We start from the raw sequence: 21,239 nt of genomic DNA, 5'->3' as shown, positions 1-21,239 counted from the left end.
CCCGTGTACGGTTGGCCGTGGCGGGGTTTGACCGGAAACCGAGGGACTAATGGGACTCACCATCGGCGTCGACATCGGCGGCACGAAGATCGCGGCCGGCGTGGTCGACGAAGAGGGCACCATCCTTGAGACGTACAAGGTGCCCACCCCGCCGACCGCGGACGGCGTGACGGAGGCGATCTGCGCCGCCGTCTCCGAGGTCAGCAGCAGCCACACCATCGACGCCGTCGGCATCGGCGCCGCCGGATACGTCGACGACAAGCGCGCCACGGTGCTCTTCGCACCGAACATCAACTGGCGGCACGAACCGCTCAAGGACAAGGTCGAGCAGCGCATCGGCCTGCCCGTCGTCGTCGAGAACGACGCGAACTGCGCCGCCTGGGGCGAATACCGCTTCGGCGCCGGCCAGGGCCACGAGGACGTCATCTGCATCACCCTCGGCACGGGCCTCGGCGGCGGCATCATCATCGGCAACAAGCTGCGCCGCGGCCGCTTCGGCGTCGCCGCCGAGTTCGGCCACATCCGGGTCGTCCCCGACGGCCTGCTGTGCGGCTGCGGCAGCCAGGGCTGCTGGGAGCAGTACGCCTCCGGCCGCGCCCTCGTCCGGTACGCGAAGCAGCGCGCCAACGCCACCCCCGAGAACGCGGCGATCCTGCTCGGCCTCGGCGACGGCACCGCCGAGGGCATCGAGGGCAAGCACATCAGCGAGGCCGCCCGGGCCGGCGACCTGGTCGCCATCGACGCCTTCCGCGAGCTCGCCCGCTGGGCCGGCGCGGGCCTGGCCGACCTGGCCTCCCTCTTCGACCCGTCGGCGTTCATCGTCGGCGGCGGCGTCTCCGACGAGGGCGACCTCGTCCTCGACCCGATCCGCAAGTCCTTCAAGCGCTGGCTGGTCGGCGGCGCCTGGCGGCCGCACGCGCAGGTACTGGCCGCGCAGCTCGGCGGCAAGGCCGGGCTCGTCGGCGCCGCGGACCTGGCCCGCCAGGGCTGACACCCGGCCCCCCGTTCGGCAGTGACTGCCCGCCGCGCCCCCTGTGGGAGCGGCGGGCAGCTGCGTATGTTCGGGGCATGCCGCACACGCTGCCGAAGTCTGTGACCGAGCCCGACGGTTCAGCCGTGATCCGGGCGCTCAGCTACAACATCCGCTCGCTGCGCGACGACGAGGAGGCCCTGGCCCGGGTCATCCGCGCCTGCGCCCCCGACCTGGTCCTCGTACAGGAGGCACCGAGGTTCTTCCGCTGGCGCAAGCACGCGGCGAGGCTGGCCGCCAAGACCGACCTCGTGGTGCTGGGCGGAGGAGCGACGGCCGCCGGGCCGCTGCTGCTCTGCTCGCTACGGGCCTTCGTGGAGCGGACCGAGGACGTGCTGCTCCCGCGCACCCCCGGACTGCACCGGCGGGGCTTCGCGACGGCCGTCGTCCGCTTCGGGGCCGCCCGGGTCGGGGTGGTCAGCGCGCACCTGTCGCTGGACGCGGGGGAGCGGCGCGCCCAGGCGGAGCTGCTGCTGGACCGGGCCGCCGCGCTGGGGGCACCGCACGTGATCGCGGCCGCCGACGTCAACGAGGCGGCGGGGGGTCCGGCCTTCGGCCGGCTGTCGGGGGCGCTCCAGGACTGCTGGACGGTGTCCCCCTGGGGCGGCGGCGACACCTTCCCGTCGGCGGCGCCGGACCGGCGGATCGACGCGGTGTTCGCGTCGCGGGGGGTGGAGGTACTGGCCTGCGGTGTCCCGGCAGGGCTCCCCGGGGTCACGCCCCCCGACCTCCGCGCCGCCACCGACCACCTCCCGGTCCTGGCGACGCTGCGGATTCCGGCGGGGTGACGCCGGTGGGGGCGCGCTACCTCCCCCTCGACCCGGTGGGGGCAGGTCAGTGGCTGCCCACCCGCCCCCGGGTGCGGGTGGGTGGGCGGAGGGCCGGATCCCCTCGGCCGGGCTCATCGAGGGGCGGGGGTTTCCCGTCAGTCCCATCGTCCTTCCGTGACGGGCCGGCCCGTCAAGGGCGCTCCCTTCGGTCGCGTCGCTACGCGATCGCCTTCGGCGACCCTTGACCGACCGTCCCGCCCCGGAAAAACGAAAGACTGCCGGGAAACCCCCAAAGAGACGGCACGGTCCATGGTCGGAGGGGCGGGTCTCTCAGCGATGAGGCGAGGAGCCGGGCGTCGGCCGGCTGGGCATCCGGGCCCGCCCAGCCCTGGTTCGGGGGCCTGGCTACCTGCACGAGAGGTTGATCAGAGCGACCTGCGGAGCCCCCAGGCGCGAGAGATCGCTACGCGCTCCTCACTTCTCAGCGGCTGGCGGCCGTCCGGGGCTGATACCTGCACCAAATGTTGATCAGGAAGAGGCGGGAAGCGGGTGGGCGCGTCAGATCGCTACGCGCTCTTCACTTATCAGCGTCCGCAGCATGTCTGTGGCCGCTGGCCTCAAGCCAAGAGGGCCGACGGCAGCGGCACGGGCCGACAGGAGCAACATCCGTCAGGGTCTGATGAGACAGTTGGTGAAGCCGTCGCGGATGAGAGACTCATATGCGGCATGCACGTCATCTGGTACGTCCTGGGCGATAGCGAATCCCTTCTTCGGGTACTCGATCACCCGTTGCAGGTCGCCGACCATCATGCTGATCACGGATTCCTCATCGCCCATGCCTTTGAGATAGGCATCGAAGGACAATGGGTCGGAAGCGCAGACCACTTCGGCCTCGGGCCACTGCTCGCGGCAAGTGGCGAAGGCTCGTCGCTCCATGTATGGCATGCCGATCAGCAGCACGGAATGGGGCCGGACCCCGGCGGCGGTGAGCGTCTCGCGGGCGAACGCGATGTTCTGCCCGGTGTTGGCGGCCTTCGGTTCGAGCAGCATCGCGTGGGCGGGTACGCCGAGCGCAAGGGCATGCTCGTGGAAGTGCACGGCTTCGCCACGGGGGAACACGCTGCTGGTGGCCGCGCTGTTGCCGCCGGTGAACACGAGGATGGGGAAGAGCCCGGTCTCGTACAAGTGGGCGGCGTAGGTGCTGACGCCGAGGTCGTTGCAACCCAAGGCGATGGCCGCGTCGCACGGGCGGAGTTCGTGACGCATGTGGTGGTAGTCCCAGATCAGCTGGGCCGCCTGCCGCTGATCCTCGTTGATTCCCTGCGGTCGTCCGTCTGCCACTCGTTGCTCCCTCGTCGGTGGTGTAGGGGTTTGAAGGCTCCCTCGCACGTCCGTCTGATCGCCTCGATGCTACGTAGTTGATGTCCGAGGTCGGACTGCGCGGCGATCTGTGCGGCTTCGTCGAGAAGGCGGAGCCCCTCGTCACGGGTGGCGGGATCGGTGCGCAGGATGTGGGCTTGAGCGGTGGTGAGCTGCACCCGTTGCATTGGGGACCGCACAGTGCTCGTGCTACAGGCGACGTCCAGGAAACGGAGCGCGGTGGTGAGGTCTCCGGCGTCGCGGCGGGCGAGGGCGAGTTTCTGGTGGGCCACCGACCAGTCGTCGGGTTCGGTGAGGTTCTCGAAGTCACGAGTCGCGGCTGTCATGACACGCGTCGCGTAGTCGTGCTGACCGTCCTTGCTCAGCGCGGTTCCCACCCACAATCGGGCACGCGCGCGGTCGCGAGGAGAGAGCCGGTCATCGACAGCCAGGGTTTCGTAGGCGCGAGCAGCGGTCTCCAGCTTGCCGGACATCTCCATGACGACCGCGAGGGACAGGTCGATCTGGGCTACACGGCGGGGGATGCCGAGGTGTGTGAAGACGGCGCGCGCACCGACATAGGAGTGCTGGGCGGACAGCAGTCCAACGAGAGTTCCCCGGTAGCGCTTGAGGTCGCCAAGCAAGGCGGTCGAGCGGGCGAACAGATACAGGCCCTTCTCGTCCAGCTCGGGGGTCTTGAAGCGGCTCAGCCACCGGCTGAGCAGGCTGTCGGCGAACGTGAATTCCTGCTGAGAGAGGGCCACCACGACCCGGTCCAGGTCATCGGCCCAGGATTCGTACTCCCAGGCCAGCGGGCCTGCGGGTGTCACCCGTCGGACTGCGGCTTCCGTTCCGGGCCATCCGGTTTCGGACAGGAACGTCTCGAACCGCAGATGGGCAGCCGTATCCGCACGGGCCAGAGCTGTATCAAGGATCGCCTGGGTGTCCGGGCGGGGCTCGGTTAATGCCTGGAGCTTCTCCCATTTGGAGATGGTCCGCACGCCGACACCGAGGTGTTCGGCGAACGCACGGATGCTCAGCCGCAGCGCGAGCCGGAGTGCCTTGGCCTCCAGCCCGGTCCAGTGGTGCACGGTCGCCACACGCCGCTCCTTTCTCACCGTCATCGAACCACGCCAGACCGACGAGGGGGGACGCAAGTGCAGCGGAAGTGCAACAAGCGTTCATTCCCGCACGGTTGGGACGAGTCCAGGCTGATGGGGTGACACCACTTACCTCTGGAGGAGTCGCCCCGTGACCGACCGCATCACGCACAGCTGCGTTTGCGAGGTGCCCAAGACCGCGCACGTGCCCGTCGTGAGGGTGGCAGCCACGTTCGAGCCCAGCAACGACCTACTAGACCGGGCCCAGGCAGGCTGGGAGCGCTTCCTCAGCACGCTCGAGGCGGTCTCCGATGAGTGAGTGCTACGAGTACGTCCCCCACCGTCTTCTCCGCCAGCGCGTCCGCGACATCGCCTCGGGCGTCGAGGGCGTGCTGATGGCGGTGATCAACGAGAACGTCTCGGACACCGGAATCGAGCGCTGGATGGAGCTGGCCTATATCCGGGGCGCATCCGGCCGCGAGTTCACCACCGCCGTCACCAATGTCGAACCCGCCCCAGCCCAGCCCCGGACGGCCGCCAGTCTCCGAGACCAGAGGAGCGCGTAGCGATCCGACGCGCCCGTCCGCTTCCCCCAGCGCCCTGATCAACATTTGGTGCGGGTATCAGCCCAAGACGGCCGCCGGACGCCGAGAAAAGAGGAGCGCGTAGCGATCTGACGCGCTTGGGTGCTCCCCACGGGGCTCTGGTCGGCATGTGGTGCAGGTAGCCGGGCCCCCGGCCCGGGACCACGGATCAAGGCCGCCCGGATGCCCGGCGGGCCGGCCCCCGCTTCCTCCCGCATCCCTGAGAGACCCGTCCCTCCCCCCTCTGCCCGTGCCGTTCTTTTGGGGGTTTCCCGGCAGTCCTTATGTCTTTCCGGGGCGGGACGGTCGGTCAAGGGTCGCCGAAGGCGATCACGAAGTGACGCGACCGAAGGGAGCGCCCTTGACGGGCCGGCACGACACGGAAGGACGATGGGACTGACGGGAAACCCCCAAACCAGCTCTGACACCGCCCAGGGGGACACCGCTCCCCACCCCACCGGCCCGCACCCGGGGAGGCGGGTGGGCAGACACCGCCCGGCCCCCACCCCTCGAGGGGGAGATGGCGGGCCCGCGCCGCAAGCCGCGTACCCTCGACGGCCCTACACCACCGCGCCCCGCCCCGGATCGTCGTCGTCCTCGTCGCCGTGCGACATGCGGGCGATCAGGGTGGCGAAGCCGCCCAGGAAGCCGCCGATGCCCAAGGTGGTCAGCCACCACGTCATGTCCCACTGGAACAGCACCGCCAGCAACAGCAGCACCGGCCCGCCGATCACCGCCAGCCACGCGAACTTCGCCGTCGTGTCCGCCTCCGGCAGCTCCGGTTCCGGCGGGACGAAGTGGCCCTCGTCCGCCGGCTCGGCCGGGGTGTGGTCCCGCGGGCCCGGTGTGGGGGCCGGCACGGGCACGCTCATGCCCGCGCCCACGCCCGGGGCGAACGTGATCGAGCTGCCCAGCTCCGGCTTCGGCTCCGGCTTCGGCTCGGGCTTCGGCTCCGGAGCCGGCTCGGCCGCCGGGGGCTTCGGCTCGGGCTTCACGTCCTCCTCCGGCAGCATCAGGTTCTCGATCGGCCGGAACGGCCTCGCCCCCGGCGGGTCCGGTGGTTCCTGCCCGTACCCGGCGACGATCGCGGCCCACGCCGCTTCCTCGTCCAGCGGGGGAACACCCCCGGAGGACTCCTCGTGCTCAGCCACCGCTGGCCGCCCCCTCCCTGCCGACACTCTTCGCGAGCCGCCCGATGAACGCGTAGCTGTCCGCGAAGATCCGCTCCGCGTCATGGTCCAACGTCGCCACGTGGTAGCTCTGTTCCAGCAGGGTCTCGGTGACGTCGGTCGACGACACGCGGGACAGGATCCGCGCCGAGTCCACCGGGGGGACCACGTGGTCCTGGGGGCTGTGGAGCAGCAGTACGGGCTGTGTGACCTGCGGCAGCTCGGTGTCCACCAGCTGGAAGAACTTCCGCAGCGAGTGCGCGGCCTTGGTCGGGACCCGGTCGTAGCCGACTTCCTCCGAGCCGGGCTTCGCGATGTCGCTGGCGATCCCCGGCGTCGACCGGATGAAGTGCTTGGCCACCGGAAGGGCGAACGCCAGCGGGTCGTGCACCTTGTTGGCCGGGTTGACGAGGACGATCCCGCTGATCACGTCCCCGTGCCGGGCCGCCAGCCGCAGGGTCAGCGCGCCGCCCATCGAGAGCCCGAAGACGAAGACCTGCTCGCACCGCTCCAGCAGCTCGCGCAGCGCCCGGTCGACCTCCGCGTACCAGTCCTGCCAGCCGGTGAGCTGCATGTCCTGCCAGCGCGTCCCGTGCCCGGGCAGCAGCGGGAGCGAGACGGTCAGCCCGCGCTCGGCCAGGTACTCGGCCCAGGGGCGGAGCGACTGAGGCGAACCGGTGAAGCCGTGGCAGAGAAGCACGCCGACCTCTCCGCCCTCGTGGCGGAACGGCTCTGCTCCAGGGAGGACGGGCACCAGGGTCTCCTTCGAAGGGTGGGGGGTGCGTTGCGCTGTGTGACTTCACCGTACGCGACCGGGATGACACCAACCAGGGCCGTCGGGCGCTCCGCGCGGGCCCACGGGATATGGTCTGTTCGACAGACACAGGAAGGCTTTCGAGTTGATCTACGGCGCAATGAAGTTCTCCATCGGGGGTTCCCTGAAGCTCGCCTTCAGGCCGTGGGTGGAGGGCCTCGAGAACATTCCCGCCGAGGGGCCGGCGATCCTCGCGAGCAACCACCTGTCCTTCTCCGACTCCTTCTTCCTGCCGGCCGTCCTGGACCGGAAGGTGACCTTCATCGCGAAGGCCGAGTACTTCACCTCCCCGGGGGTCAAGGGCAAGCTGACGGCGGCCTTCTTCAAGGGCGTCGGCCAGCTCCCGGTGGACCGCTCCGGCGCGCGCGGCGCGGGCGAGGCCGCCATCAAGAGCGGCATCGAGGTCATCGAGCGCGGGGAGCTGTTCGGTATTTACCCCGAGGGGACGCGTTCACCCGACGGCCGCCTCTACCGCGGCAAGCCGGGCGGTCTGGCCCGGGTGGCGCTGGCCACCGGCGCGCCCGTGATCCCGGTCGCGATGATCGACACCGAGAAGATCCAGCCGCCCGGCAAGGTGGTCCCGAAGCTGATGCGTCCGGGCATCCGGATCGGCAAGCCGCTGGACTTCAGCCGCTACCAGGGCATGGACGGGGACCGCTTCATCCTCCGCTCGGTGACCGACGAGGTCATGTACGAGATCATGAAGCTCTCCGGCCAGGAGTACGTGGACATCTACGCGACGGCCGCCAAGCGGCAGATCGCGGACGCGGAGAAGGCGGCCAAGGAGAGCGGCAAGGCGGCCGACAAGGCGGCCAAGGCCGAGAAGGCCGAAGCGGAGAAGGCCGAAGCCGAGAAGGCCAAGGGAGAGACGGGCGCGGAGTAGCGCGCGCGGCGGGCCGGCCGGGAGGCCGTGCCCGCGGGAACGGGGCGGGTGGGGGAGATGGCGAAGCGCGAGCGCGTCGTACGGATGTCGGTCGAGCAGCCGTTGTGGCGGGCCCTGACGGCGTACCGGCTGCTCACCATGGTCTACGCGGTCCTGCTGTTCGCCGCGGCCTACCGGAAGTTCGACCAGCCCCGGGTCGCGGTCGGCTACCTCGCCCTCCTCGCCGTTTGGACGCTGGCCACCCACCGCCGGGTGGCGAACGCGGCCAGCTGCACCAAGGGCTTCCTCGTCGCCGACCTCGCCGTCGCACTGACCGGCATCCTGCTCACCCCGCTCGCCGACACCCACGAGCGGATCACGGGGGGCGGCCCGACCCTCCCCAGCATCTGGACCGCCGGCTCGGTCCTGGCCTTCGCCCTCAAGGGCGGCTGGCGCTGGGCCGGCTTCGCCTCGACCTTCGTGGCCGCCGCCAACCTCGTCATCCACGGCGGCGACCCGACCCGGGACGCGCTGCACAACGTGCTGCTGGTCTGGGTCGCCTCCATAGCCATCGGCTACGTCGTCGAGGTCGCCCGGGCCAGTGAGGCCACCCTCGCCCGCGCCCTGGAGATCGAGGCCGCGACCCGCGAGCGCGAGCGCCTCGCCCGCGACATCCACGACGGGGTCCTCCAGGTCCTCGCCATGGTCCAGCGGCGCGGCACCGAGCTGGGCGGCGAGGCCGCCGAGCTCGGCCGGATGGCGGGCGAGCAGGAGGTGGCGCTGCGCACGCTGGTCTCCAGCGGGCTGGTGCAGCCCTCCCGGGTCTCGCGCGACGGGTCGCTCGGCGCGCTGGTGGACACGTACGAGGTGGAGGAGCCCGGCGCGGACGAGGCCGACCTCGACCTGCGCTCCCTGCTGGCCCCGCACGCCGGCTCCCGGGTGAGCTTCGCCGAGCCGGGCACCCCGGTGGTGCTGCCGGCGCCCGCCGCGCGGGAACTGGCGGCGGCGGTCGGCGCGGCCCTCGACAACGTGCGCAAGCACGCCGGGGAGGGGGCCAGCGCCTGGATCCTGGTCGAGGACTGGGGCGACGAGGTGATCGTGACCGTACGGGACGACGGCCCGGGCATCCCGGCCGGCCGGCTCGACCAGGCGGAGGGCGAGGGGCGCATGGGCGTGGCCCTGTCCATCCGCGGACGCCTGCGCGACCTCGGCGGCAGCGCCGAGCTGGTGTCCGTCCCCGGACAGGGCACCGAAGTGGAACTGAAAGTACCGAGGGGGAGGACCCAGTGAACGACGACAGCAGCGAGCTCCAGGACATCAAGGTGATGGTCGTCGACGACCATCCGATGTGGCGGGACGCGGTGGCCCGCGACCTGGCCGCCGCGGGCTTCGACGTCGTCGCCACGGCCGGCGACGGGCCGGAGGCGGTACGCCGGGCCCGCGCGGCGGCGCCGCGGGTGCTGGTCCTCGACCTCAACCTGCCGGGCATGCCCGGGGTGCAGGTCTGCAAGGAGCTGGTCGGCGCCGATCCCGCGCTGCGCGTGCTCGTCCTGTCGGCCAGCGGGGAGCACGCCGACGTGCTGGAGGCGGTGAAGTCCGGGGCGACCGGCTACCTGCTGAAGTCGGCCGGGGCGCAGGAGCTGATCGACGCGGTCCGCCGCACGGCGGCCGGCGACCCGGTGTTCACGCCCGGCCTGGCCGGCCTCGTCCTCGGCGAGTACCGGCGCCTGGCCACCGACCCGGCGCCGGCCGCCCCCGACGAGCCGAAGGCCCCGCAGCTGACCGACCGGGAGACCGAGGTGCTGCGGCTGGTGGCCAAGGGGCTGTCGTACAAGCAGATCGCGGAGCGGCTGGTGATCTCCCACCGCACGGTCCAGAACCACGTGCAGAACACCCTCGGCAAGCTCCAGCTGCACAACCGGGTGGAGCTCGTCCGGTACGCCATAGAGCGCGGGCTCGACGACGCGTAACCCGTTCGTACGTCGTACTTACTTCCACCCCGCTTCCCCGTACGAGTGAACGGGGCGTACACAACGCCCCGTGTTTTCACCGGAATCGGGCTCTCCGGCACCCTTGCCGTGACCTGCGTCACCACTAGCGTGACCGTCATGGCGAAGGGAGATTCCATGAAGGTCGGAGTGCTCACCGGCGGCGGCGACTGCCCCGGACTCAACGCGGTGATCAGGGGCGTCGTCCGCAAGGGCACGCAGGAGTACGGATACCGGTTCGTCGGCTTCAAGGACGGCTGGCGGGGGCCCGTCGAGGGGGACACCGTCCCGCTGGACATCCCCGCGGTCCGGGGCATCCTGCCCCGGGGCGGCACCATCCTCGGCTCCTCGCGCACCAACCCGTTCAAGACGGAGAACGGCGTCCGCGCCATCAAGGAGAACCTCGCCAAGTTCGAGGTCGACGCGCTCGTCGCGATCGGCGGCGAGGACACCCTCGGCGTGGCCGCCCGGCTCTACGAGGAGTACGGCGTCCCCTGCGTCGGCGTACCGAAGACCATCGACAACGACCTCTCGGCCACCGACTACACCTTCGGCTTCGACACCGCCGTGGGCATCGCCACCGAGGCCATCGACCGGCTGCACACCACGGCCGAGTCCCACATGCGGGTCCTGGTCGTCGAGGTGATGGGCCGGCACGCCGGCTGGATCGCCCTGCACTCGGGGCTGGCGGGCGGCGCCAACGTCATCCTCATCCCCGAGCAGCGCTTCGACGTGGACCAGGTCTGCGCCTGGGTGACCTCCCGCTTCAAGGCCAGCTACGCGCCCATCGTGGTGGTCGCGGAGGGGGCCATGCCCAAGGACGGGGACCTGGTCCTCAAGGACGCCGTCTCCCGCGACTCCTTCGGGCACGTCCGGCTGTCGGGCGTGGGCGAGTGGCTGGCCAAGGAGATCGAATCGCGGACCGGCAAGGAGGCCCGTACGACGGTCCTCGGGCACATCCAGCGCGGCGGCACCCCGAGCGCCTTCGACCGCTGGCTCGCCACCCGCTTCGGGCTGCACGCGATCGACGCGGTGCGCGACGGGGACTTCGGCAAGATGGTCGCGCTGAAGGGGACGGACATCGTCCGAGTGCCGATCGCGGAGGCCACCGCGAAGCTGAAGACGGTCGACCCCGCGCTGTACGAGGAAGTCGGGGTCTTCTTCGGCTGACGCCTGAGCGGACCCGGGCCACGGGTCGTATCGTGACGAAACGACCCGTGGCCGACCTGTGGGGAGCGAGCGTGGAGATCCTGGCCTTCGGCGTGACCGCCGACGAGAAGCCCCTCCTGGAACGCGCCTTCGAGGAACACTTCGAGGGGCGGCACGAGGTCCGCTGCCTCGACGTCTTCCTCGGCGAGGACACCGCGCCGATCGCCGCCGGGTACGAGGTCGTCTCCTCCAGCGTCAACGCCGAACTGCACGGCAGGGTCCTGCGCACGCTGGCCGCCGGCGGCACCCGGATGATCGCGCAGCGCTCGACCGGCTTCAACAACATCGACCTGGACGTGGCCCGGCAGCTCCGCATGACCGTCAGCCGGGTCTCGTACTACTCCCCCTACTCGGTGGCCGAGTTCGCCTGGACCCTGGCCATGGCCGTGAACCGGCGGATCGTCCGCGCCTCCAACCGCACCCGGGACTTCGACTTCCGCCTGAACGGGCTGATGGGCCGCGACCTGCGGGGCCGCACGGCGGGAGTCCTCGGCACCGGCAGGATCGGCGAGGCCTTCACCCGGATCGCCCACGGCTTCGGCATGAACCTGCTGGGCTGGGACATCGCGCCGAACCCGGCGTGCGTGGAGCTGGGCATGGCGTACGTGGACAAGGACGAGCTGTTCGCGGCCGCCGACCTGATCAGCCTGCACGTGCCGCTGCTGGAGTCCACGCACCACATCGTCGACGCGGCCGCGCTGAAGGCGATGCGGGACGACGCGGTCCTCGTGAACTCCAGCCGGGGCGGGCTGATCGACACGGAGGCCCTGGTCGCGGAGCTGCGGGCGGGCCGCTTCACGGGGGTGGGCCTGGACGTGTACGAGGCGGAGGCCGGGGTCTTCTTCACGGACCGCTCCCTGGAGGCGGTCGAGGACGACACCCTGGCCCGGCTGGTCACCTTCCCGAACGTGCTCGTCACGTCCCACCAGGCGTACTACACCGTTGACGCGGTCGGGCAGATCATCGCGGCGACGGTCGCGAACGTCGCCGACTACCTCGCGGGCCGCCGCTCCGAGAACACCCTGGTGCCCGGCGCGGGCTGAGCCCCGGGGCGCCTGCGGCGGAGACCCGGGGAACGGTGGAAGGGCGGGCAGGGGGCCGGCCCCGCAGGGCAACGGCCGGCCCCCACGGGCTACGCCGACCCGGCGGCGGCCCCCGTCACCGACCGGACAAGGGCGGACACGACCCCCGCCCCCCGCAGGGTGAGCACCGACTCCGGGTGGAACTGGACGCCCGCGAAGCCCCGCGCAGCGCACCGCAGCGCGTGGACCTCGTCCGTGACGGCGTCACGGGACACCTCCACCCCGTGCGCGGACAGCTCGGCCTCCGCCTCCGCGTCACAGGCCGCGGTGTACGTGTTGTAGAAGCCCACCACCTCCGGCGTGCCGAAGAGGTCGACCCTCACCTGCGCCCCCTGCGCCGGCTCGGCCTTCCGCACCAGCGGCAGCCCCAGCTCCGCCGCGATCAGCTCGTGCCCGAGGCACACCCCCAGCAGCCCCCCGCGGTGGGAGGTGAGCAGCTCCCGCGCCAGCCCGCGCAGCATCCGCATCTTGGGATCGGCCGCGTCCGCCGGGTTCCCCGGCCCCGGGCCGAGGACGACCGGGCCGTCCCAGGCCAGGGCGAGGGCCCGCAGCCCGGGGTCGTCGTAGCGGCGTACGGTCACCTCCAGCCCGGCCACCCGCAGCACGTGCGCCAGCATCGCCGTGAAGGTGTCCTCCGCGTCGATCACCAGCGCGTGCCCGCTCACCACGGCCGGCCGCTCCTGCATGCGGAGCCAGAACGGCGCCAGGTCCGCCCGCCGCGAGGCGAGGGCCGCCTGCACCCGGGGGTCGTCGGCCAGCCCGGTCCCGTCGAAGGCCGGCCGGGGCGCGCCCGGCCGTACGCCCAGGGCTGCCAGTACCCCGGCGGCCTTGGCGTGGGTCTCCGCCACCTCGCCGAGCGGGTCCGAGTGGCGGACCAGGGTGGCCCCGACCGGCACCCGCAGCGCGCCGTCCGGGGCGATGTCGGCGGTGCGGATCAGGATGGGGGAGTCCAGGGTCTGGGCGCCGGACGCGTCCAGGCCGAGCAGTGCCAGCGCGCCCGCGTAGTAGCCGCGGCCGCCGTTCTCGTACCGCTCGATCACCCGGCACGCGTTCTGTACGGGCGAGCCCGTCACGGTCGCCGCGAACATGGTCTCCCGCAGTACCTCCCGGACGTCCAGCGAGGAGCGTCCGCGCAGCTCGTACTCGGTGTGCGCGAGGTGGGACATCTCCTTCAGGCGGGGCCCGACCACCACTCCGCCCATGTCGCCGACCGTGCACATCATCTTCAGTTCCTCGTCGACCACCATCGACAGCTCCTCGGTCTCCTTGCGGTCGGCGAGGAAGGCGAGGAGCGACTCGGCGGTCGGGCCGGAGGCCGGGTAGCGGTAGGTGCCGCTGATCGGGTTCATCACGACCGTGCCGCCGGACATCCGCACGTGCACCTCCGGGCTGGCGCCGACCAGGGTGCGGTCCGGGGTGTGGACCACGTACGTCCAGTACGCGCCCCGCTCGCCCTCCAGCAGCCGCCGGAACAGGGCCAGCGCGTCGGCCCGGCCGAAGCCGTCGATCCGGCCCTCGTAGGTGCGCCGGATCACGAAGTTCGCGCCCTCGCCGCGGCCGATCTCCTCGCGGACCACCCGGTCGACGGTGGCCGCGTACTCCTCGTCGGGGACGTCGAAGCCGCCGCCGTCCACCCGGACGCCGTGGTCCGGGAGCCCGGCCAGCGCGGCGGCGAGCGGGATCTCGTACGCCTCCTCGGCGGCCAGCACGGCCAGCGGCGTGCCGTCGTCGCGTACGTCGAACCCGCGCTCGCGGATCTGCCGGAAGGGGACCAGGGCGAGGGTGGGGAGCTCCCGTACGGGCAGGTCGGCGAGCCGTCCGGCCTCGTGGACCGGGCCGAGGAGCACCTCGACGGTGTCGTGGTCGCGGCCCGGGGTGCGCCGGCGCAGCAGTGCGAAGGGCGGCGCGGAGTCGTCGAGGAGCCGGCCGAGGTCGAAATCGGGCCGGGGTGCGGGGCAGGGCGTGGGGCGGGTCATGGGCGTCCTTCCGGTGGGGTGTCGGAGGGAGGGACGGCCCGTGTCGGCACACGCAGAAGGCCGCCCCTCGGGGCGGCCTTCGCTTCGCTCGTGTCAGTGGGTACGCGAGAGGAGTGGACCGCCGGGAGCGGGCCACCACCAGTTCAGGTCGGTGTGCGCGTACATGGGAGGCACCCTAGCCCACCGGGACGCCGTCCCGCTGCATCTGACTTTTTCCGACATATGAACCTTGCATTCCGTTAATCCCCGGCCCCCGGGCCTTCGAACGACACCGTCTCATCAGGTGGGCGTCCGGCCGGACACGGCGAATGACGACGTAATGTGTACGAGGTGACCGTGAACGCTGAAAACCACGCCCTCGCCGCCAAGGCGACCTGGCGAGACCTTCCCGCGGCGCAGCAGCCTTCGTACCCCGATGCCGAGGCCCTGCGCGCTGTCGTCGCGGACCTCGAGTCGTATCCTCCGCTCGTCTTCGCGGGCGAGTGCGACCAGCTGCGCGCCCGTCTGGGAGCCGTCGCCAAGGGCGAGGCGTTCCTGCTCCAGGGCGGCGACTGCGCCGAGGCCTTCGACGCCGTCTCCGCCGACCACATCCGCGCCAAGCTGAAGACCCTGCTCCAGATGAGCGCCGTCCTCACGTACGCGGCCTCCGTGCCCGTCGTGAAGGTCGGCCGTATCGCGGGCCAGTACTCCAAGCCGCGCTCCAAGGACACCGAGACCCGCGACGGCGTCACCCTGCCGACCTACCGCGGCGACTCCGTCAACGGCTTCGCCTTCACGGAAGAGGCCCGCGTCCCGGACCCGGAGCGGCTCAAGCGCATGTACCACGCGTCGGCCTCGACGCTGAACCTGGTGCGCGCCTTCACCACCGGTGGCTACGCCGACCTGCGCCAGGTGCACGCCTGGAACCAGGACTTCGTGAAGTCCTCCCCGTCCGGGCAGCGCTACGAGCAGCTCGCGCGGGAGATCGACAACGCCCTGAACTTCATGAAGGCCTGTGGCACCGACCCGGCCGAGTTCAAGGCGGTGGAGTTCTACTCCTCGCACGAGGCGCTGCTGCTGGACTACGAGGGCGCCCTCACCCGTACGGACTCGCGTACCGGCAAGCTGTACGACACCTCCGGCCACATGGTCTGGATCGGTGAGCGCACCCGCCAGCTGGACCACGCCCACATCGAGTTCTGCGCGCAGATCGCCAACCCGATCGGCATCAAGCTCGGCCCGACCACCACGGTCGACGAGGCGCTGACGTACGTCGACCGCCTGGACCCCGAGCGCGAGCCGGGCCGGCTGACCTTCGTCGTCCGCATGGGCGCCGACAAGGTCCGCGACAAGCTCCCCGAGCTGGTCGAGAAGGTCACCGCGTCCGGTGCGACCGTCGCGTGGGTCACCGACCCGATGCACGGCAACACCTTCGAGGCGGCCTCGGGCCACAAGACGCGCCGTTTCGACGACGTGCTCGACGAGGTGAAGGGCTTCTTCGAGGTCCACAAGGCCCTGGGCACCCACCCGGGCGGCATCCACGTCGAGCTCACCGGTGACGACGTCACCGAGTGCGTGGGCGGCGGCGACGAGATCTTCGTCGACGACCTGCACCAGCGCTACGAGACGGCCTGCGACCCGCGGCTCAACCGCAGCCAGTCCCTGGACCTGGCCTTCCTGGTCGCCGAGATGTACCGCGACCAGTAGGCGCGATCAGTAGGTACCTTCCTACGACGATGGGGCGCGGATCGATGTGATCCGCGCCCCATCGTCGTACCGGGGTCTTTTAGGGGACCCTAACTTTGGGTACGGTTAGGTAAGCCTCACCGAATAGGGGATGGCCTGCCGAACCGTTCCGCTCCAGGGAGGTGAACCGCGTGTACGTCTGCTCTTGCTTCGGTGTCACCGACAAGCAGGTGAAGGAACACGCGGCCGCCGGGGCCTGCACCCCCCGCCAGATCGCCTCGGCCACCAAGGCCGGCACCGACTGCGGATCCTGCGTGCGCACCATCCAGGGCATCCTCGGCCGTGGGGCCTGCCCCCGCCGGGAGCTGCTGGAGAAGGGCAACGCCGCGGCCGTCCTCGCCGCCGACCCGGGACCGGCCTCCGGGCCGGAGCTGGCGGAAGCCGCCTGAGGGCCGTCGGCTAGCTCGGCTGCTCGATGAGCTGCGCGATGTACAGCGCCTCACCGAGGGACTCGATGAGCTCCAGCTGGGTGTCGAGGTAGTCGATGTGGTGCTCCTCGTCCGCCAGGATCTCCTCGAAGAGGCGGGCGGACGTGATGTCGCCCTTTCCGCGCATGACCTCGATGCCGCGCTTGAGGCGGTCGATGGCCTCGACCTCCACCTGCCGGTCCGCCTGGAACATCTCCGTGATCGTCTGTCCGACGCGCACGTGGAAGAGGCGCTGGTAGTTCGGCAGACCGTCGAGCATCAGGATGCGCTCGGTGATCTTGTCCGCGTGCTTCATCTCGTCGATGGACTCTTCACGCGTGTACTTGGCGAGCTTCGTCCACCCCTTGTTGTCCTGGATGCGGTAGTGCAGCCAGTACTGGTTGATGGCCGTGAGCTCGCCGGTCAGCTGCTCGTTGAGGAATTCGAGGACCTCGGGGTCGCCCTGCATCGCAGAGGCTCCTTCCAGGCAATGTCAGCTAGTGAGTGGGCAGTGCGCGCATCCTTGCACTGCCGTCCGGGGGCGTCCAGTAAGTGCCTCCTTAGTGGGAGTTGCCGTGACTTGCCCGAATAGGGTCGTACCTGGTCGTGACCACCCCGCCACGTCTGTCACCATGGAGGCATGGGTCAGCCGGAAAGCCGGGAATCTCCGGGAGCAGAGCAGGTCGAGCTCCCTCCGGGGCAGCGGTTGCAGAGGGGTTGGCCCGTCACCCACTACGGTCCCGTGCCCAAGTTCAAGCCGGACCGCTGGGAGTTCCGCGTCTTCGGCGCGACCGCCGACGGCGAAAAGCACTGCTGGAACCACGAGGAGTTCGCGGCCCTGCCGTTCGACTCGGTCGTGGCCGACCTGCACTGCGTCACCAAGTTCAGCATGACGGGCGCCGAATGGGGCGGCGTGCTGGCGCGTACCGTGCTGGACCTGGCCCCGCCGGCCCCGCAGGTCACGCACGTGATGGTGTGGGCCGAGTACGGCTTCAGCTCCAACATGAGACTGGCCGACTTCGCCTCCGACCGGACCGTCTTCGCCACCCACATGGGCGGCGAACTGCTGACGGCCGAGCACGGCTTCCCGCTGCGGCTCGTGGTCCCGCACCTGTACGCCTGGAAGGGTCCCAAGTGGGTCCGCGGCGTCGAGTACATGACCGCCGACCGCCGGGGCTTCTGGGAAGAGCGCGGCTACCACAACATCGGCGACCCCTGGCGCGAGCAGCGTTACTCGTACCAGGAGGAACCGGGCGACGGCCCGGAGCTGTAGCCGCCGCCGTGGCTCACGGGCCGTCGCGGGTCGGAGGTACCCCCCGGTGGTACCTCAGTGGTGGTACTGGTGGACGACGGCGTGGCCCTTGCCGCGGCCGATCATCCACTTGTTGACCGGGGTGGTCAGGACGAAGGCGACGACGAGCGCGATCGCCAGCACCGTCCAGAAGAGCGGGTCCGACAGGTGGGCGTCCATCGCGCCGGGCCACAGGGCGATCACCCCGTTGTCGACCAGCTCCATGACCGCGATCGAAAGGGTGTCCGCGGCCAGTGCCACCCGGACGGCCGAACGGAAGTCCACGCCGGCGGCGAGGATCCCGCGCAGGGTGAGCGCGTAGCCGAAGAAGAACGCGAGGACGATCGCCAGGATCATCGTCGGAACGTTCCCCCAGCCCAGCGCGGTACCGACGATCATGCCGAGCACCTCGCCGATGGCGCAGCCGGTGAGGCAGTGCAGGGTGGCCCGGGCCGCCATGGCCCAGCTGACCTCGCCGCCGTGGGCGTGGGTGTGGGCGCCGTGGGTGCCGTGGGCGGTGTGGTCGCCGTGCCCGGCGTGGGTGCCGTGGCCCTGGTGGCCGCCGTGGTCCTGGTGCTCGGTTCCGTGTTGCTGGTGGTGTGCGTGCTGCTGGTGGTGTTCGTGGTTCTCGTGCTGCTCCATGACAACCCCCGAAAGCCTTAGGGGAACGCCTGGTAGCGGTCCCGTCGGTACGACAGAACCGTATACCCCCCTAGGGTATTCCTCAACAGATCTTCAGGGGGTCAGTGGAGGTCGCGGAGCTCCTTCAGCAGCGCCACGTCGGCCGCGTGGCCCTCCTTGCCGCCCGGCGTCTCGATGATCAGCGGTACGCCGTCCATCTCGGGGTGCGAGAACAGCTCGGCGAAGGCGTCGCGGCCGATGTGGCCCTGCCCGATGTTGGCGTGCCGGTCCTTGTGCGCGCCGACGCCCTCCTTGGAGTCGTTGGCGTGGATCAGCTTCAGCCGGCCCGCGCCCACCGTCTCCACCAGCAGGTCCAGCGTCTGCTTGGTGCCGCCCGGCTCGGCGAGGTCGTGCCCGGCCGCGAAGACGTGGCACGTGTCCAGGCAGATGCCGAGCTTCGGGTGGTGGTCGAGCGCCTCGAAGTACGGGCCGAAGTCCCAGGTGCGCGAGCACAGCGAGGAGCCCTGCCCGGCCGTGGACTCCAGCAGCAGGAACGGGTCGTCCTCGTGCGTCAGCTCGTCCAGCAGCGGCAGCATGTGCTCCCTGACCTGCGCGTACGCCGCCTCACGCGGGCGGCCCCCGGTGGCCGAGCCGGTGTGCACGACCACCCCGAGCGCGCCGATCTCCCGGCCCCGGCGCAGCGAGTGGCGCAGGGACTCCACCGACTTCTCGACGGTCGCCTCGGTGTGCGAGCCGAAGTTGATCAGGTACGGGGCGTGCACGTACGCCGGGACCGACTCTTCGGCGCACTGGGCGCGGAACAGCTCGTCCTGCGCCGGATTACCGGTCGGGGTGGCCCAGCCGCGCGGGTTGGCGACGAAGACCTGCACGGCCTCCGCGCCCATCTCCCGGGCGTAGGTGAGGCCGACCGAGGCCAGCCCGCCGGCGACGGGGACGTGCCCGCCCACGGGATTGCGTGTCACTGGCTCTCAGAGTCCCTTGGTCTTGACGGTGATCGTGCTGCCCTCGGGCGCGCTCTGGCCGGCGGGCACCGACTGGGTGTCCACGGTGCTGCTGAAGGAGAGGAAGGGGCGGTCCACCTTCACCTTGAAGCCCAGGGCCTCCAGGGTCTTGCGGGCCACGTCCACGTCCTGGCCGGTGACGCTGGGGACCTGGACCTGCCGGGGTCCCTTGGACAGGGTCAGCGTGACCGTGTCGCCCGCGGCGGCCTGCGTGCCGGCGGCGGCCGACTGGTTGGCCACCGTACCGGCGGGGGAGGGGGAGTTGACCTGGTCGGGGGCCGTCGCCACCTTCAGGCCGAGCGCCTCCAGTGCGGCCCGGGCCTGGTCCGCGGACTGGCCCGTCACGCTCGGGACCTGCACGGGACGGCCCTTGCTGACGAGGAGCGCGACCGCCGAGTCGGGTGCCCGCTTCTGGCCGCCCGCCGGGTCGGTGCTGATCACCGAGCCCTGGGCGACGTCCTGGCTGAAGGCCTGCGAGACGATGCCGGGCGCCAGCCCCGCCTTCGTCAGCTCCTCCTTCGCCTCCTCCAGAGGCCTGCCCTTGAGGTCGGGCACGCTGACGACCTCGGGGCCGCGCGAGACGGTGAGGACGACCGCCCCGTTGCCGCGGATCTGCTTGCCGCCGCCGGGGCTGGTCTCCATGACCGTCCCGCGCTCGAAGGCCGCGCTGAACTTCCGGTCGACCCTCTTGATGCCCAGACCGGCGGCCGACAGCTCGTCGCGGGCCTGCGCCTCCGTCTTGCCGAGGAGGTTCGGGACCTTGGTGAACTGGCCGGAGCTGACGTACCAGACGCCGCCGCCGATACCGAGGACCAGCAGGACCGCGGCGATGACCAGCAGCATCCCGCGCCGGGGTGCCCGCCGCTGAGGGGCCTGGGCGGGGGCCTGCTGCTCGGGTACCGGCGGACGCTCCAGACGGGAGGTGTGGTGCACGGGCCCGGCCGGTCCCACCGGCCGCGGGATCACACTGGTGCGGTCCTCGGTCGCGGACCGCTCCTGCGCCCGCGCCTGCGGCGGTACCGCGTCCAGCTCGGCCTCGCTCAGCCGAGCCCGGGCCTCCCGGGTCAGGCCGAGCAGGGCGGCGGCGTCGTACGGGCGCAGCTCGGCACTGCGGGCGGCGGCGTGCGCCACCAGCTCGTCGAGGGCGGCGGGCAGCCCGGGGACTGCGGCCGACGGGGGCGGCACGTCCTCGTTGAGGTGCTGGTACAGAACCTGGGCCGGGGTGCCGCCGGTGTGCGGCTTGGAGCCGGTGAGCATCTCGTACAGGACGACACCGCAGGCGTAGACGTCCGCGCGGGTGTCGGTGATCCCGTCCTCGATCTGCTCGGGCGCGAGGTAGGAGACGGTGCCGAGCACGGAGCCGGTGGTGTTCGTCGCCGAGTCCACGGAGCGGACGAGGCCGAAGTCGGCGACCTTGACGCTGCCGTCGTCGCCGATCAGGACGTTCTCGGGCTTCATGTCCCGGTGCACGAAACCGGCCCGGTGCGCGGTGCCGAGGGCGGCGAGGACCGGCTCCAGGATGTCCAGCGCGGCCCGCGGCTGGAGCGCCCCGCGCTCGCGCAGGACGTCGCGCAGGGTGCAGCCGGAGACGTACTCCATGGCCAGGTACGTGTACGGCCCGTCCGTGCCCTGGTCGAAGACGGCCACGACGTTCGGGTGCGCGAGCCGGGCCACGGACTTCGCCTCGCGGATGAACCGGTCGACGAAGGCGGCGTCGGCGGCCAGGTCCGGGTGCATGATCTTGAGCGCGAGCACCCGGTCGAGGCGGGTGTCGACGGCCCGGTAGACCGTGGCCATGCCGCCGGCCGCGATACGGGCGTCGACGCGGTAGCGGCCGTCGAGCACGCGCCCGACGAGGGGGTCATCCAGGGTCGTATCCACCCGGCGATTCTACGAGCCGGTGAGTTTGAGCCGTCCGGGGCGTCCACGCTTGCAGCGCAGCCGTGACATGAGGGGGGTGGGGCGGGGGTGTACGAGGCGTGTGGCTCGGGCGCACCATCGTCCCCATCGAGGGGTGGGGGCCGGGCGGTGGTTGCCCACCCGCCTCGCTGTCTGCGGGGCGGGGAGCGGTATCCCCCTGGGCGGTCTCATGGCCGGTTTGGGGGTTTCCCGTCAGTCCCATCGTCCTTCCGTGTCGGGCCGGTCCCTCAAGGGCGCTCCTTCGTCGCGTCACTTCGTGATCGCCTTCGGCGACCCTTGACCGACCGTCCCGCCCCGGAAAGCCGAAAGA

General features: G+C 71.2%; 21 protein-coding genes. 12 read left to right on the top strand and 9 right to left on the bottom strand.

Going from position 1 to position 21,239, the window contains the following annotated elements; genetic code table 11:
• Positions 1–49 precede the first annotated feature (49 nt).
• Complete coding sequence (locus ACZ7IF_RS35050; RefSeq protein ID WP_007263662.1) at positions 50–991, top strand: ROK family glucokinase; 942 nt, start codon at positions 50–52, stop codon at positions 989–991.
• A 77-nt stretch (positions 992–1,068) separates the two neighbouring features.
• Positions 1,069–1,818, top strand: coding sequence for an endonuclease/exonuclease/phosphatase family protein (locus ACZ7IF_RS35045; RefSeq protein WP_470980163.1), 750 nt, complete (start codon positions 1,069–1,071; stop codon positions 1,816–1,818).
• A gap of 651 nt (positions 1,819–2,469) precedes the next feature.
• Here ACZ7IF_RS35045 and ACZ7IF_RS35040 read toward each other — a convergent pair.
• Together ACZ7IF_RS35040 and ACZ7IF_RS35035 are read right to left on the bottom strand one after the other, a co-directional pair.
• Positions 2,470–3,141, bottom strand: coding sequence for a YdcF family protein (locus ACZ7IF_RS35040; protein WP_470980160.1), 672 nt, complete (start codon positions 3,139–3,141; stop codon positions 2,470–2,472).
• Positions 3,084–4,259: a helix-turn-helix domain-containing protein gene (locus tag ACZ7IF_RS35035; RefSeq protein WP_470980157.1), complete on the bottom strand. Its 1,176-nt coding sequence runs from the start codon at positions 4,257–4,259 to the stop codon at positions 3,084–3,086. Before ACZ7IF_RS35035 ends, ACZ7IF_RS35040 begins: the two co-directional genes overlap by 58 nt.
• 151 nt (positions 4,260–4,410) lie before the next feature.
• On the opposite strand from ACZ7IF_RS35035, the gene ACZ7IF_RS35030 reads away from it, so the two are divergent.
• The gene (locus ACZ7IF_RS35030; protein ID WP_470980154.1) at positions 4,411–4,578 is read left to right on the top strand and encodes a hypothetical protein; all 168 of its coding nucleotides are present in this window, start codon (positions 4,411–4,413) and stop codon (positions 4,576–4,578) included.
• Positions 4,571–4,825, top strand: coding sequence for a hypothetical protein (locus ACZ7IF_RS35025; protein ID WP_470980151.1), 255 nt, complete (start codon positions 4,571–4,573; stop codon positions 4,823–4,825). The genes ACZ7IF_RS35030 and ACZ7IF_RS35025 overlap by 8 nt, the downstream gene beginning before the upstream one ends.
• Before the next feature lie 578 nt (positions 4,826–5,403).
• Here ACZ7IF_RS35025 and ACZ7IF_RS35020 read toward each other — a convergent pair.
• Complete coding sequence (locus tag ACZ7IF_RS35020) at positions 5,404–5,994, bottom strand: hypothetical protein (RefSeq protein ID WP_470980148.1); 591 nt, start codon at positions 5,992–5,994, stop codon at positions 5,404–5,406.
• Entirely contained in the window at positions 5,987–6,766 is a 780-nt protein-coding gene (locus ACZ7IF_RS35015) for an alpha/beta hydrolase (RefSeq protein ID WP_470980146.1), read from the bottom strand. Before ACZ7IF_RS35015 ends, ACZ7IF_RS35020 begins: the two co-directional genes overlap by 8 nt.
• Positions 6,767–6,926: 160 nt before the next feature.
• On the opposite strand from ACZ7IF_RS35015, the gene ACZ7IF_RS35010 reads away from it, so the two are divergent.
• The 5 genes from ACZ7IF_RS35010 to ACZ7IF_RS34990 all read left to right on the top strand — a co-directional run bounded on the left by ACZ7IF_RS35010 (position 6,927) and on the right by ACZ7IF_RS34990 (position 11,928).
• Positions 6,927–7,709, top strand: a complete 783-nt coding sequence (locus ACZ7IF_RS35010; protein WP_362473179.1) for a lysophospholipid acyltransferase family protein — start codon at positions 6,927–6,929, stop codon at positions 7,707–7,709.
• Positions 7,710–7,766: 57 nt separating this feature from the next.
• Positions 7,767–8,978, top strand: coding sequence for a MacS family sensor histidine kinase (macS, locus tag ACZ7IF_RS35005; protein ID WP_470980143.1), 1,212 nt, complete (start codon positions 7,767–7,769; stop codon positions 8,976–8,978).
• Positions 8,979–9,013: 35 nt separating this feature from the next.
• Entirely contained in the window at positions 9,014–9,658 is a 645-nt protein-coding gene (locus ACZ7IF_RS35000; protein ID WP_470980236.1) for a response regulator, read from the top strand.
• A 156-nt stretch (positions 9,659–9,814) separates the two neighbouring features.
• Positions 9,815–10,846 (top strand): 6-phosphofructokinase, encoded by a 1,032-nt coding sequence (locus tag ACZ7IF_RS34995; protein ID WP_470980233.1) that lies wholly within the window; start codon positions 9,815–9,817, stop codon positions 10,844–10,846.
• A gap of 71 nt (positions 10,847–10,917) precedes the next feature.
• The gene (locus ACZ7IF_RS34990) at positions 10,918–11,928 is read left to right on the top strand and encodes a 2-hydroxyacid dehydrogenase (RefSeq protein ID WP_470980230.1); all 1,011 of its coding nucleotides are present in this window, start codon (positions 10,918–10,920) and stop codon (positions 11,926–11,928) included.
• Between the two features lie 89 nt (positions 11,929–12,017).
• On the opposite strand, the gene ACZ7IF_RS34985 is transcribed toward ACZ7IF_RS34990, so the two are convergent.
• Complete coding sequence (locus tag ACZ7IF_RS34985) at positions 12,018–13,943, bottom strand: anthranilate synthase family protein (protein WP_470980140.1); 1,926 nt, start codon at positions 13,941–13,943, stop codon at positions 12,018–12,020.
• Between the two features lie 321 nt (positions 13,944–14,264).
• On the opposite strand from ACZ7IF_RS34985, the gene ACZ7IF_RS34980 reads away from it, so the two are divergent.
• The gene (locus ACZ7IF_RS34980; RefSeq protein ID WP_470980137.1) at positions 14,265–15,629 is read left to right on the top strand and encodes a class II 3-deoxy-7-phosphoheptulonate synthase; all 1,365 of its coding nucleotides are present in this window, start codon (positions 14,265–14,267) and stop codon (positions 15,627–15,629) included.
• Between the two features lie 161 nt (positions 15,630–15,790).
• The gene (locus ACZ7IF_RS34975; protein ID WP_470980134.1) at positions 15,791–16,057 is read left to right on the top strand and encodes a (2Fe-2S)-binding protein; all 267 of its coding nucleotides are present in this window, start codon (positions 15,791–15,793) and stop codon (positions 16,055–16,057) included.
• A 10-nt stretch (positions 16,058–16,067) separates the two neighbouring features.
• Here the strand turns inward: ACZ7IF_RS34975 and bfr are convergent, their stop codons facing one another.
• Positions 16,068–16,544, bottom strand: a complete 477-nt coding sequence (gene bfr / locus ACZ7IF_RS34970) for a bacterioferritin (RefSeq protein ID WP_388935547.1) — start codon at positions 16,542–16,544, stop codon at positions 16,068–16,070.
• 171 nt (positions 16,545–16,715) lie between these two features.
• Between bfr and ACZ7IF_RS34965 the strand changes: the two genes are divergently transcribed.
• Positions 16,716–17,348, top strand: coding sequence for a sulfite oxidase-like oxidoreductase (locus tag ACZ7IF_RS34965; RefSeq protein ID WP_470980131.1), 633 nt, complete (start codon positions 16,716–16,718; stop codon positions 17,346–17,348).
• 54 nt (positions 17,349–17,402) lie between these two features.
• On the opposite strand, the gene ACZ7IF_RS34960 is transcribed toward ACZ7IF_RS34965, so the two are convergent.
• From ACZ7IF_RS34960 to pknB, 3 genes are all read right to left on the bottom strand, one after another.
• Positions 17,403–18,008, bottom strand: a complete 606-nt coding sequence (locus tag ACZ7IF_RS34960) for a DUF4396 domain-containing protein (RefSeq protein ID WP_470980128.1) — start codon at positions 18,006–18,008, stop codon at positions 17,403–17,405.
• Between the two features lie 101 nt (positions 18,009–18,109).
• Positions 18,110–18,970 carry a deoxyribonuclease IV gene (locus ACZ7IF_RS34955; RefSeq protein WP_470980125.1) on the bottom strand — a complete coding sequence of 287 codons (861 nt, stop codon included), beginning with the start codon at positions 18,968–18,970 and terminating at the stop codon, positions 18,110–18,112.
• A 6-nt stretch (positions 18,971–18,976) separates the two neighbouring features.
• Positions 18,977–20,890, bottom strand: a complete 1,914-nt coding sequence (pknB, locus tag ACZ7IF_RS34950) for a Stk1 family PASTA domain-containing Ser/Thr kinase (RefSeq protein WP_470980122.1) — start codon at positions 20,888–20,890, stop codon at positions 18,977–18,979.
• Between the last annotated feature and the right edge of the window lie 349 nt (positions 20,891–21,239).

Source organism: Streptomyces sp. NPDC037421 (genome assembly GCF_055602105.1).
The sequence above is the reverse complement of the archived record's forward strand: the minus strand, read 5'-3'. Positions and strand labels throughout refer to the sequence as shown.